The 12,438-nt window shown below is 71.3% G+C and carries 11 protein-coding genes; 1 reads left to right on the plus strand and 10 read right to left on the minus strand.

Annotated features, from left to right (window positions below; translation table 11 throughout):
- Positions 1-28: 28 nt before the first annotated feature.
- From OG432_RS06260 to OG432_RS06285, 6 genes are all read right to left on the minus strand, one after another.
- Positions 29-1,819, minus strand: a complete 1,791-nt coding sequence (locus OG432_RS06260) for an ABC transporter ATP-binding protein (RefSeq protein ID WP_328308552.1) — start codon at positions 1,817-1,819, stop codon at positions 29-31.
- A 2-nt stretch (positions 1,820-1,821) separates the two neighbouring features.
- Entirely contained in the window at positions 1,822-2,877 is a 1,056-nt protein-coding gene (locus OG432_RS06265) for an iron-siderophore ABC transporter substrate-binding protein (RefSeq protein WP_328308554.1), read from the minus strand.
- Between the two features lie 111 nt (positions 2,878-2,988).
- On the minus strand, positions 2,989-3,834 hold the full coding sequence (locus OG432_RS06270; protein WP_328308556.1) for an ABC transporter ATP-binding protein: 846 nt from the start codon (positions 3,832-3,834) through the stop codon (positions 2,989-2,991).
- A 39-nt stretch (positions 3,835-3,873) separates the two neighbouring features.
- A complete protein-coding gene (locus OG432_RS06275) occupies positions 3,874-4,935 on the minus strand; it encodes a FecCD family ABC transporter permease (protein ID WP_328308558.1) in 1,062 nt (353 codons plus the stop codon).
- Positions 4,932-5,990, minus strand: a complete 1,059-nt coding sequence (locus OG432_RS06280) for a FecCD family ABC transporter permease (protein WP_328308560.1) — start codon at positions 5,988-5,990, stop codon at positions 4,932-4,934. The genes OG432_RS06275 and OG432_RS06280 overlap by 4 nt, the downstream gene beginning before the upstream one ends.
- A gap of 205 nt (positions 5,991-6,195) precedes the next feature.
- Positions 6,196-7,563 (minus strand): lysine N(6)-hydroxylase/L-ornithine N(5)-oxygenase family protein, encoded by a 1,368-nt coding sequence (locus tag OG432_RS06285; protein WP_328308562.1) that lies wholly within the window; start codon positions 7,561-7,563, stop codon positions 6,196-6,198.
- A gap of 261 nt (positions 7,564-7,824) precedes the next feature.
- Here OG432_RS06285 and OG432_RS06290 point away from each other — a divergent pair, with 261 nt between their 5' ends.
- A complete protein-coding gene (locus OG432_RS06290; protein WP_328308564.1) occupies positions 7,825-8,772 on the plus strand; it encodes a methionyl-tRNA formyltransferase in 948 nt (315 codons plus the stop codon).
- Positions 8,773-8,802: 30 nt separating this feature from the next.
- On the opposite strand, the gene OG432_RS06295 is transcribed toward OG432_RS06290, so the two are convergent.
- The 4 genes from OG432_RS06295 to OG432_RS06310 form a co-directional block, all read right to left on the minus strand.
- Complete coding sequence (locus OG432_RS06295; RefSeq protein WP_328308566.1) at positions 8,803-9,804, minus strand: proline racemase family protein; 1,002 nt, start codon at positions 9,802-9,804, stop codon at positions 8,803-8,805.
- Between the two features lie 20 nt (positions 9,805-9,824).
- A complete protein-coding gene (locus OG432_RS06300) occupies positions 9,825-10,733 on the minus strand; it encodes a dihydrodipicolinate synthase family protein (RefSeq protein WP_328308568.1) in 909 nt (302 codons plus the stop codon).
- Positions 10,734-10,874: 141 nt separating this feature from the next.
- Positions 10,875-11,273, minus strand: a complete 399-nt coding sequence (locus tag OG432_RS06305; protein WP_328308570.1) for a RidA family protein — start codon at positions 11,271-11,273, stop codon at positions 10,875-10,877.
- Positions 11,270-12,379 (minus strand): acyl-CoA dehydrogenase family protein, encoded by a 1,110-nt coding sequence (locus OG432_RS06310; protein ID WP_328308572.1) that lies wholly within the window; start codon positions 12,377-12,379, stop codon positions 11,270-11,272. Before OG432_RS06310 ends, OG432_RS06305 begins: the two co-directional genes overlap by 4 nt.
- Between the last annotated feature and the right edge of the window lie 59 nt (positions 12,380-12,438).

Consider the following 12,438-nt stretch of genomic DNA (forward strand, 5'->3'; position numbering starts at 1 on the left):
AGGTAACCCTAACCTAAATTAGGGTTACCTAACTACCCTCGCGCCAGGCCCTCCAGAGCCGGGCATAGCGGCCGCCCAGGGCCACCAACTCCTCGTGTGTGCCCTGCTCGACGACCTGTCCCGCGTCAAGGACGGCGATCCGGTCGGCGGCCATCGCCTGGGTCAGCCGGTGGGCCACGAACAGGGTGGTGCGGCCCGCACAGGCGGCCTGGACGGCGCGTTCCAGTTCGGCGGCGCCCTCGCTGCCCGCCTCGGCCGTCGACTCGTCGAGCACCACCACCGGCGCCCTGCCCAGCACGAGCCGGGCCAGGGCGACATGGGCGACCTTCATGCCGTCGAGCCGCTCACCGCCTTCGCCGACCGCCGTGTACAGCCCCTCGGGCAGCGCCTCGACCCACGCGTCGGCGCCCACCGTGCGCAGCGCGTCCATGAGTTCGGCATCGCTCGCCCCCGGTGCGGCCAGGCGCAGGTCGTCGGCGAGCGGGCCGGAGAACACGTGGGTCTCCTGGGTGAGGACGCTCACCAGTGCCCGCGCGCCGACCTCGTCCAGATCCGCGAGATCGGTCGGCCCGATCCGCACCGAACCGGAGCCGGGCGTCTCGATGCCGGCGATGAGCGCGGCGAGGGTCGTCTTGCCGGCACCGGTCGCACCCACCAGGGCCAGTGACCCGCCGGCCGGGATCGTGAGGGCGACGTCCCGCAGGACCGGCTCGTCGGCCCCGGGGTAGGAGAACGTCAGCCCCCGCACCGTCACCGGGTACGACGCGCCGTCCCGCGGCGCCGCGTCCGCGTGGCCCACCAGGCGCTCCGCCGCCGGCTCGGTCAGCACCCCGACGAGCCGGGTCAGGCTCGCGCCCGACTTCTGCGCCTCGTCGAACGTGAACATGATCGCGCCGAGCGGCGTGAACAGACGGTGGAAGACCAGCGGCGCCGCCGACACGTCGCCGAGGCTCGCGGAACCGCTCTCCAGGAGGACGAAACCGACCACGAGGATCAGCACCAGGCCGATGAACTCCGCGCGGTTCTCCCGGCCGACGAACCGTCCGAAGAAACGGAACACCTCGATCCCGTGGTCCCGTACCCGCTTGGAGTCGTCGGCGACCTTCTCGCGGAACGTGCCCTCCAGGCGGTACGCCCGCACCGTGTCGATGCCGTTCAGACCGCTGATCAGCGCCTGCGCGCGATCGGCCTGGGCCAGCCGCTGCCTGCGGTAGAGCGGGGCCGAGCGCGGCAGGTACCAGCGCAGGGCCAGCGCGTACGCGGGCAGCGCGCAGGCTCCGGCGAGACCGAGCCGCCAGTCGAGGCCGAACATGCCGATCGTGGCGACGGCGACGAGGACGCCCGCGGAGAACACGGTGGGGACGGCCGAGCGGATGCCCTTGGACAGGACGGCCACATCGTCGCCCACCCGGGACAGCACATCGCCGCGGCCCACCTGTTCGACCCGGGCGACGGGCATCCCGAGCACGGCCCGCACGGCGCCTTCGCGCAGCTGGGCGAGGAGGTCGGCGCCGAGCCGCCCGATCAGATAGGTGGACATGGCGGTGGCCGCCGCGCCGAGGAGCGCGGCGGCCACCATCACCACCCCGGTCGTGAGCAGGGCGGAGCGCGGTTCACCCGACACCACCGCGTCGACCACCCGGGCCAGCAGCAGCACCGGAAGCATCTGGAGCGCCGCCCCGGCCACCGTGCTGAACACGGTGGCAGCCGACAGCCACGGCATCGCGCGGCAGTTCGCCACCACCCAACGGGCCGCCTCGCGGCCGCCGGTGGTGCGCAGGGTGGTGGCCGGGGTGACGCTCGTTTCGGTGGCGCTCACGCCTAGCCGACCGACGTGACGAGCTGGTCGATCGCGTACGGCAGGGAGAGCAGCGTGGCCTGCGACATCGCCGCGCCGGCCGCCGGGCCCTCGCTGTCCAGGAGGTAGGACACCTTGCCGGCCTTGGTGACCTTCAGGTTGGAGAAGAGCTTGTCCTTCTTCAGGGCGTCCGTGTCGGCCTTGTCGTTGATGGCGAAGACACGGTCCACGTCGACGAGGTCCATGCGCTCCGGGGAGAGCTGCGTGGAGAAGTTGGAGCCGGCGATCTTGTCGATCTCGGTCTGGCCCTTGAAGCCCATGCCGGTCAGGAGCTGGCCGCGTACGTCGGTGGTGGTGAACGGCGTGACCGAGTTCTTGTACCAGGACAGCGCGACGGCGGTCTGGTTGGCGAATTCGGGGTGCGCCTTCTTCACTCCGGCGAGCTTGTCCTGGATGCCCTCGACCATTCGCTTGCCCTCGTCGGCCTTGCCGAGCGCCTTCGCGATCTGGAGGGCGTTGTCCTGCCAGGGAGCGCTGAACGGCTCCTTCTCGGTCTTGGTGCGGCCGACCGTCGGGGCGATCTGCGACAGCTTGTCGTACGCCGCCTTGTCGATCTCGGAGTAGACCGCGACGATCAGATCGGGGCGCAGGGCCGCGATCTTCTCGAAGTTGGGCCCGGCGTCACCGTTGTTCATGACGACCTCGGGCTTGGCGGCGCCCCACTTGTCCTTGACCCAGGGCCACTGCGTGTTGACGTCGGGGCTCCGGCCGGAGGGGTTGGGGTACTGGTCGACCATGCCGACGGGCTTGATGCCGAACGCGAGGACTTCCTGGTCGTCGGTGTAGCCGACCGTCACGACCCGCTTGGGGGCCTTGTCGATCTTCGTGGACCCGAAGGCGTGCTCGACCGTGACCGGGAAGGCCCCCGAGGCGGCGGGGGTGTTGGCGGCGTCGCCCTTGTCCGAGTCCGACGCGTCGGAACCGCACCCCGCGAGAAGCCCGACGCCGAGGGCCGCGGCGGCCGCGGTCGCCGCCAGGCGCCGCCAGGGCTTCATACGTGTCGTTCGGTCGAGGAGCATTGCGCGATCCCTTACTTTTCGTACGGTCCACTGCGGCCCCGCATGAGGGCAGGCAAACCTTAACCCATGTAAGTAAGGTTAGCCTAACCTGAGTTCAAGAAGGGGTGTGCGTCAGCCGCCCAGGCCCGGCACGTGGGTGCGGCCGATGGGCACGATGAGCGGCCGCTCCCCCACCGGGTCGTCGACCACCCGGGCCCGCAGGCCGAACGCCTCGAAGAGCAGCTCGGAGGTCACCACCTCGCGCGGGTGGCCCTGCGCGAGGACCGAACCGGCCTTCATCACGATGAGGTTGTCGCTGTAGCGCGTCGCCAGGTTGAGGTCGTGCAGCACCATGACCACCGTGCAGCCCGACTCGTGCAGGTCGTCGACCAGGTCGAGTACGTCGATGGCGTGCGCGAGGTCCAGATAGGTGGTGGGCTCGTCGAGCAGCAGCAGGTCGGTGCCCTGAGCGAGCGTCATCGAGATCCAGGCGCGCTGGCGCTGCCCCCCGGAGAGCGAGTCGACGGGCCGGTCGGCCAGATCGGAGATCCCGGTGAGGGCCAGCGCGCGCTCGACGACGGACACGTCGTCCGAGGACCACTGGCGCAGCCAGCTCTGGTGCGGATGGCGGCCCCTGGCGACGAGGTCCGCCACGGTCAGGCCCTCGGGCGCCACCGGCGACTGCGGCAGCAGGCCGAGCCTCTTCGCCACCTCGCGGGTCTTGAGCCGGGCGATGTCCTCGCCGTCGAGGACGACGGAACCCGAGGTGGGCTTGAGCAACCGCGTCAACGTGCGCAACAGGGTTGATTTTCCGCACCCGTTGGGGCCGATGATCGTCGTCAGCACGCCCGACGGGATCGTCACGTCGAGGGCGTCGATGACGGTCCTGTCGCCGTACCCGACCGTGACGCCCCTGGCCGCGAGGCGCGGCACATCGGCGACCCCGGCCCCGGCCCCGGTCATGTACTCAACGGCCATGACTCCCCCTTTCTTAGGCTTGCCTAACCTTTCTACCATCTAACGGCGATTCGCCCGCACCAGGAGGTAGATGAGGAACGGGCCGCCGATCGCCGCGGTGACCACGCCGACGGGCAGGGTGACGGGCAGTGCCGTACGGGCCACGAGGTCCGAGCCGGTCAGCAGGATCGCACCCACTCCGGCGGAAGCGATCAGCGGCGGCGTCGGATGCCTCGTCAGACGCATCGCCACCTGCGGCGCGACCATCGCCACGAACGGCACGGGCCCCGCCGCGCTCACGGCGAACCCGGCGAGCAGGACCGCGCACAGCAGCAGGACCGCGCGGACCAGCGCGTGCCGGACGCCCAGGCCCGCGGCCACGTCGTCACCGAAGTGCAGCGGCTTGAACTGGAAGGCCACGCAGGCCACGACGACCACGACCGCGAGCGTGCCCCAGAGCGCCACCCACACGTCGCTCCACGACCGGTTGTCCAGCGAGCCGACCAGCCACGCCTGCGCCCTGGCCACGTCCTTGATGTCGGCGGTGACGAGCAGCCAGGTCGTGATCGCCTGCATCACGGCGCTCACCGAGATGCCGATGAGGATGAGCCGGAAACCGTCGACACCGCGCCGCCACGCCAGGAAGTACACGAGCAGCCCGGTGGCGAGACCGCCCAGGAGCGCGGCCCCTGACAGGCCGACGGAGCCGACGACGGCGGTCGCGGCCCCGCCCGACACCGTCACCAGGAACACCGCGACCGCGCCGGCGCCGCCGGTGATCCCGAGGATGTCCGGACTGGCCAGCGGGTTGCGGGCGATGGACTGGGTGAGCGCCCCCGAGACCCCGAGGGCGACGCCGACGACGAGGCCGGCCAGGGCCCGCGGCATGCGCAGTTCCATGATGACGAAGTGGTCGACCTGTGCACCGCCGCCGAAGAGCGAGGCGACCACCTTGGACAGCGGGAGGGGGAAGTCCCCCAGGGAGAGGGAGAGACAGAACAGGAAGAAGGCCGCCGCCGCCAGGAGCAGCGTGACCCCCACGACCCTGGGACGCCAGACGAACGACATCCCGCCGACCCGCACACCCGGCGCGACCGCCGGCTTCACCACCGTCGTGTTCATGCGCTCTTGAACTTTCCCCGCCACACCAGGACCGCGAAGAAGGGGGCGCCGAGGAGGGCGACGAGGACGCCCGCGTCCAGCTCCCCCGGGCGCACCACGACGCGCCCCACGATGTCGCAGATCAGAAGGACGGCCGCGCCCAACAGGCCCGCGTACGGCACCAGCCAGCGGTAGTCGGGCCCCGCCAGGTACCGCGCCATGTGCGCCACCATCAGCCCGAGGAAGGCGATGGGACCGCACGCCGCCGTCGCCGCGCCCGCGAGCAGAGTGATGGCGACGATGCCGGCGGTCCGGATCATCGAGATGTTCACGCCGAGCCCGCGCGCCACGTCGTCCCCCAGGTTGAGCAGGTTGACGGACGGCAGGATCGCCAGGGCCAGGACGAGGCCGACCACGATGAAGGCGGTCATCGGCCAGATGACACGGAACGGGACACCGGCCACCGAGCCGGCGTTCCAGAACCGCAGGGCGTTCAGGGCCGCCTTGTCCGAGAGGGCGACCGCCGTCGTCATCGCCGCGAGGAACACCGTGACGCCCTGCCCCGCCAGGGCGAGGGTGAGCGGGTTTCCGGCGCCCCGGCCGATGCTGGACAGGCCGAACACGACGCCCCCGGCGAGCGCGGCACCGAGGAAGGCGAACCACAGGTACTGGAACGGGTCGCTGAGCCCGAAGACGGATATCGCCGTCACGACGGCGAACGAGGCGCCGGTGTTCACGCCCAGCAGGCCGGTGTCGGCGATGGGGTTGCGGGTGAATCCCTGGATCAGCGCCCCGCCGACGCCGAGCGCGATGCCCGCGACGATCGCGAGGACGGTCCGGGGCACCCGCACGGTCTGCACGATGAGCCGGATGTCCGTCGCCCGCTGATCGTGGTCCCCGCCCGCGAACAGGCCGTGCCACACCTCGCCCGGGGTCAGCGCCCGCGCGCCCACGGCGATGGAGAGGACCGAGGCGATCACGAGGACCGCGACGACGGCGGCGAGCCCCCCGATTCTCCGTTGCCGTGCCCCGTCGATCCGGGACCGCGCCGGTCGTTCCACTGCAGTCGTGCCCATGACGATCGAGGCTACCCGGGCGCGCACGGCGGACGGCCGGGGCATCCGGCCCCCGCCGGAGGGCGGTTCACCTGCGGTGCGGCGCGTACCGGGGAGCACAGGCCTTTCCTTTCTCACGCGTGGCGCGGACGCGCCGCTGCCGCGCCCGGACGGAGCGAAGAACGTCCGACAGGCACGGCAGCGGCGGGGGGAACCGGGGCCTGTCCTAGCGGGCCGGCTGGCCCACGGCGCCGTCGGCCCGGTCGGCGACGGACCACGCCGCGCCGGCCACGCCGTCCGGGGCGCGGTCGAGGATCGAGTCGAGGATCTCGCCCACACGTATCGCGGTGTTGGACAGCAGCGAGGAGGTGATGCCGTGGGTGTGCTCGGTACCGCCCTGCAGGTAGATGCCGCAGCGCAGTTCGGGGTCGGTCGCCACGCGGTAGTCGCGCTCCATGCGCACGCGTCCCTGCTCGTCACGGCGGCACAGCCCCGCGACGTCGCCGAGCAGAGCGAGCCCGTCCGCCTGGAGGTACCCGGTGGCGCAGACGACGACGTCGGCGTCCACCACGCTCTCCTCGCCGGTCACCAGGGAGGTGACGGTGGCGCGCACCCCGTCGGGCGACTCCTCGACACCGGTCAGGCGCGAGACGTTCAGGAAGCGCAGCCGCTCCTCGCCCATCACCTTCTCCTGGTACGCCTGGCGGTACAGGTCGTCGATGAGGTCGATGTCCACCACGGAGTAGTTGGTGTTGCCGTGATAGTCCATCAGGCGCCGCTTGACGTCCTCCGGCGCCGTGAAGTACTCGTCCACGGCCTGCGGGTCGAAGATGCGGTTGGCGAAGCTGCTGTCGTCCGCCGGGCTGTAGCCGTAGCGGGAGAAGACCGCGCAGACCTCGGCCTCGGGGAAGCGGCGGTGGAGGTAGGCGACGTTCTCCGCGGCGCTCTGGCCGGCGCCGACGACGACGAAGCGCCGGGGCTCGGTGCCCTCCAGGGCGTCGACCTTCTTCAGGAGGTCCGAGTTGTGCCAGACGCGGTCGGTGCGCCCGATGCCCTCCGGCATGACGGGGCGGAGGCCGGTGCCGACGACGAGGTTGCGGGCGCGGTGCACGACGACCTCGTCGCCCGAGCGGGCCGTCACGTCGACGTACTCCACCACGCCGTCGCGCAGGACGGGTTCGACGGAGACGACCCGGTGGCCGTAGGAGACCATGTCGTCGACCTTCGCCGCGGCCCACTCGAAGTAGTCGTGGAACTCGACCCGGAGCGGGAAGAGGTTCTTGTGGTTGACGAAGTCGATCAGGCGCCCCTTGCTCTGGAGATAGCAGAGGAAGCTGTACTCGCTGGTGGGGTTCCGCAGCGTCACCAGGTCCTTCATGAACGACACCTGCATCGTCGCGTCGTCGATGAGCATGCCGCGGTGCCACCCGAAGTCCGGCTGCTGCTCGAAGAAGTGAGCGGTGACCGCCTCCTGCCTTCCGACGCGCGCGTTGTGCTCGCTCAGCGCGATCGCCATCGCCACGTTCGACGGGCCGAAACCGATGCCGATCAGATCGTGGATCACCGGAGCGTCGCCAGGAAGAGCCTGTGACATGTCACTCCCATTCGTGCGGGACAGCCGCCCGTGGGGCGTCGTGTCGGGGGTGGGGAAAAGGGGGAGTCCAGGCGCCCCGATGACCGGCAGCGAGTGGAACTTAGGTGAGGCTAACCTGATTCAGGCCGTACTGTCGACCGGACAAAAGTGCAGATATGGACCACCCCAGGGTCAATCGCCCCGGAATGAGGGGTCGTTGCACTGTTAGGTAAGGCTTGCTTTACTTGCCTCTGATTGTTTCGCTCTCTGAGGAGGAACCCCATGCGGGTCGTCATGTTCGGTTATCAGACCTGGGGCCATCGCACCCTGAAGGCGCTCCTGGACTCCGAGCACGACGTCGTGATGGTCGTGACGCACCCCAAGAGCGAGCACGCCTACGAGAAGATCTGGAGCGACTCGGTCGCCGAACTCGCCGAAGAACACGGCGTTCCGGTCGTCATCCGCAACCGGCCCGACGACGAGGAGCTGTTCCAGCTGCTCAAGGAGGCGGACCCGGACATCATCGTCGCCAACAACTGGCGCACCTGGATACCGCCCCGCATCTACACGCTGCCGAAGCACGGCACCCTCAATGTGCACGACTCGCTGCTGCCCAAGTACGCCGGCTTCTCGCCGCTGATCTGGGCCGTCATCAACGGCGAGTCCGAAGTCGGCGTCACGGCGCACATGATGGACGAGGTGCTCGACGCCGGGGACATCGTGCGCCAGGAGGCCGTCGCCGTCGGTCCGCGGGACACCGCGACCGACCTCTTCCACAAGACGGTCGACCTGATCGCCCCGGTCACCATCGGCGCGCTCGGCCTCATCGCCTCCGGGCAGACGGAGTTCACCCGGCAGGACCGCACACAGGCCAGCTTCTTCCACAAGCGGGCCGAGGAGGACATCCGGATCAACTGGGACTGGCCGGCCGAGGTCCTGGAGCGCCTGGTCCGCGCGCAGTCCGCGCCGTATCCGGCCGCGTTCACCTTCCACCGGGGCAAGCGCCTCGAAGTGCTCTCGGCGTTCGTGTCCGAGGGCCGGTACGGCGGCACCCCCGGGCGCGTCTTCTACCGCGAGGGCGACGGCGTGGTGATCGTCGCCGGCGCCGACGCCCGCACGGGCCGCAACCACGGCCTGGCCATCACCCGGGTACGGACCGAGGACGGCCAGGAGCTGCCCGCCGCCGAGTACTTCACGTCGATGGGCGGCTACCTGACCGCACGCCCCTGACGGCGCCGGCGCCCGGTCACGGCGGCCCGCTCACAGCAGGAAGCCCTCCGGGAACGGGTCGGCCGGGTCAAGGAAGTACTGGGCCGTGCCGGTGATCCACGCCCGTCCGGTCACCGTGGGGACCACGGCGGGGAACGGGCCGGCCGTCGTCTCGGCGACGAGCCGTCCGGTGAACCGTGTACCGATGAAGGACTCGTTGACGAAGTCGCGGTCCAGGGGCAGCTCGCCGCGGGCGTGCAGCTGCGCCATGCGTGCGGACGTGCCGGTGCCGCACGGCGAGCGGTCGAACCAGCCCGGGTGGATCGCCATGGCATGGCGCGAGCGCGTCGCGTCCGAGCCCGGAGCGGCGAGGTAGACGTGTTTCACCCCGGCGATCTCCGGGTTCTCGGGGTGGACGGGCGGTTCGGCCGCGTTGATGGCGTCCATGATCGCCAGACCGGCGGCGAGCAGCTCGTCCTTGTGGTCTCGCGCGAACGGCAGGCCGAGCGCTGCGAGTTCGACGAAGGCGTAGAAGTTGCCTCCGTACGCGAGGTCGTAGGTGACCGTGCCGAGCCCCGCGACGCGGACCTTGCGGTCGAGGGCGGGGCAGAAGGCGGGGACGTTGGTCAGCGTGACGGACCTCGCCTCGCCGTCCTCCACCCGCACGTCCACGCTCACCAGGCCGGCCGGAGTGTCGAGCCGTACGGTGGTGACGGGTTCGGTGACCGGGACCATGCCGGTCTCCACCAGCACGGTCGCCACCCCGATGGTGCCGTGCCCGCACATCGGCAGGAGGCCGGAGACCTCGACGAAGAGGACGCCGTAGTCCGCGTCGGGCCGGGTGGGGGGCTGGAGGATCGCCCCGCTCATCGCGGCGTGACCGCGCGGCTCGTACATCAGGAGCGTACGGATGTGGTCCAGGTGCTCGGCGAAGTACAGCCGGCGCTCGGCCATCGTGGCACCGGGGACGACGCCGAGCCCGCCGGTGACGACGCGGGTCGGCATGCCCTCGGTGTGCGAGTCGACCGCGTGGTAGACGTGTCGGGTCCGCATGAATCCGCCTTCCTCGCGGGCTAGTTGTGACCTTCGGCGAGCGCCTTCTCGGTGGCGGCGCGCACCACCGCGTCCTGCTCGGCCGTCAGCGGCTCCCTGGGCGGACGGGTGGGGCCGCCCGGCCGGCCGGCCAGGTCCATGGAGAGCTTGATGGCCTGGATGAACTCGGTCTTGGAGTCCCAGCGCAGCAGCGGGTGCAGCGCCCGGTAGAGGGGAAGCGCGGTGGCGAGGTCGCCGGCGACGGCCGCGTGGTAGAGCCGGGAGCAGGCGCGGGGCAGCGCGTTGGGATATCCCGCGATCCAGCCCACGGCGCCCGCCGTGGCGAGTTCCAGCAGGACGTCGTCGGCGCCGGCCAACAGGTCGAGATCCGGGGCGAGTTCAGCGATCTCGTACGCCCTGCGCACATCCCCGCTGAACTCCTTGACGGCGACGATGCTGCCGTCGGCGTGCAGGCGGGCGAGGAGGGCGGGCGTCAGGTCCACCTTCGTGTCGTACGGGTTGTTGTAGGCGACGACGGGCAGGCCCGCCTTGGCGACTTCGGCGTAGTGGGCCCGGACGGAACGCTCGTCGGCGCGATAGGCGTTGGGCGGGAGCAGCAGCACGGAGCCCGCCCCCGCGGCCGCGGCCCGCTCCGCCCAGCGGCGCGACTCGGCGCTGCCGTACGCCGCCACGCCGGCCATGACGCGCTTGCCGTCGCCCGCGGCCTCGACGGCCGTGTGCACGACGCGTTCGCGCTCGTCGTCGGTGAGGGTCTGGTATTCGCCGAGCGAGCCGTTCGGCACGACTCCGTCGCTGCCGCTCTCGATCAGCCAGCGCACGTGCTGGGCGTAGGCGGTGAAGTCGACGGAGAGATCGCGGCGCAGGGGCAGCGCGGTCGCGACGAGGATTCCGTGCCAGGGGCGCGGGCGGCGAGGTGCTGCTGACGTCATGGTCCAACTCCCTAGTGTGGTGTGTGACATTTTACTGACCCGTCGCACGCGCCCACAAGGGTCTTGACCGCATCGCGCCCCGGCCCGGGAGTCGCCGCGGCACACGCGCGCGCCGGGTGCACCGGGCGCCCCCGGTCCGGTTCAGTCCAGTACGGCGAACCCGTCCAGTTCCACCAGGGCCTCGCTGTCCCAGAGCCGGACCGCGCCGATCACGGCCATCGCGGGATAGTCGCGCCCCGCCAACTCCCGCCAGATCGCACCCAGTTCACGCGCCCGCGCCCGGTAGTCCGCGACGTCGGTGGCGTACACGGTGACCCGGGCGAGATCGCCCGGGGCGCCCCCCGCCGCGGCGAGCGCCGCCAGGAGATTGGTGAGCGCGGTGCGGAACTGGTCGGGCAGCGTGGCGCCCACCACCCTGCCGTCGCCGTCGAGCGCGGTCTGCCCGGCGAGGAACACCAGGCGCGACCCGGTGGCGACGACGGCGTGACTGAAGCCGGTCGCCGGGGACAGGGCGGCGGGGTTCACGCGGTCGAGGCTCACCGGTACAGCTCCTTCGCGATGATGGTGCGCTGCACTTCGCTGGCACCCTCGTAGATGCGGGGCGCGCGGACCTCTCGGTAGAGGTGTTCGAGCAAGTGTCCGCGTTGCAGCGCGCGGGCGCCGTGCAGCTGGACCGCGGCGTCGACGACGTACTGCGCGGTCTCGGTGGCGAACAGTTTCGCCATGGCCGAGCCGCGCGCGATGCCGGCCTCTGACCGGTCGTGGGCGGCGGCCGCCGCGTACACCAGGAGCCGTGCGGCCTCGGTCCGGGTCGCCATGTCGGCGACCTGGTGGGAGACGGCCTGGAGATCCTTGAGCGGGCCGCCGAACGCGGTGCGCGTGGCGGTGTGCGCCAGCGTGGCGTCGAGCGCCGCCTGCGCCATGCCGACGGCGAACGCGCCGACGCTCGGCCGGAAGAGGTTGAGCGTGTGCATCGCGACACGGAAGCCCCGGTCCCGCTCCCCCAGCATGTCGTCGGCGCCCACCGGCACGCCGTCGAAGGCGAGGCTGCCGATGGCGTGCGGGGCGAGCAGGTCGAGGGGCGCGCCGCTCAGGCCCGGCCGGTCGGCGGGGACCAGGAAGGCCGTCACGCCGCGGGCCCCGGCGCCCGGCGTGGTGCGGGCGAAGACGGTGTAGAAGTCGGCTTCGGGGGCGTTGGAGATCCAGCACTTCTCGCCCGTGAGGCGCCAACTGCCTTTGTCCTGGGCCGCGTTGAGGCCGAGCGCCGCCGCGTCCGAGCCCGCGTCCGGTTCGCTGAGCGCGAAGGCGGCGACCGCGCGGCCGGCCGTCACCCCGGGCAGCCAGCGCTCGCGCTGCGCCGGCGTCCCGTAGGCCGCGACCGGGTGCGCGCCCAGGCCCTGGAGGGCCAGCGCGGTCTCCGCCTCGGTGCACGCGTACGCCAGCGACTCACGCATCAGGCACAGGTCGAGCGCACCGGAATCGAAGAGGCGGGCGAGCAGCCCGTGCTCGCCGAGTGCTTCGAGGAGTGGCCGGTTGACCCGGCCTGGCTCACCCTTGTCCGCAAGGGGGCGCAGCCGCGCCCCGGCGAGCACCCGTAGTTCCCCGCACCATTCCAGCTGGTCGGGTTCCAGCGCGAATCCGGGCATGGCCATCCCTCTCCCACTCGGGTTCCGACTGTCCCACTCGGCCCGGACGACGACGCAGA

It is taken from the genome of Streptomyces sp. NBC_00442 (assembly GCF_036014195.1).
In the GTDB taxonomy this organism is placed as follows: Bacteria; Actinomycetota; Actinomycetes; order Streptomycetales; family Streptomycetaceae; genus Streptomyces.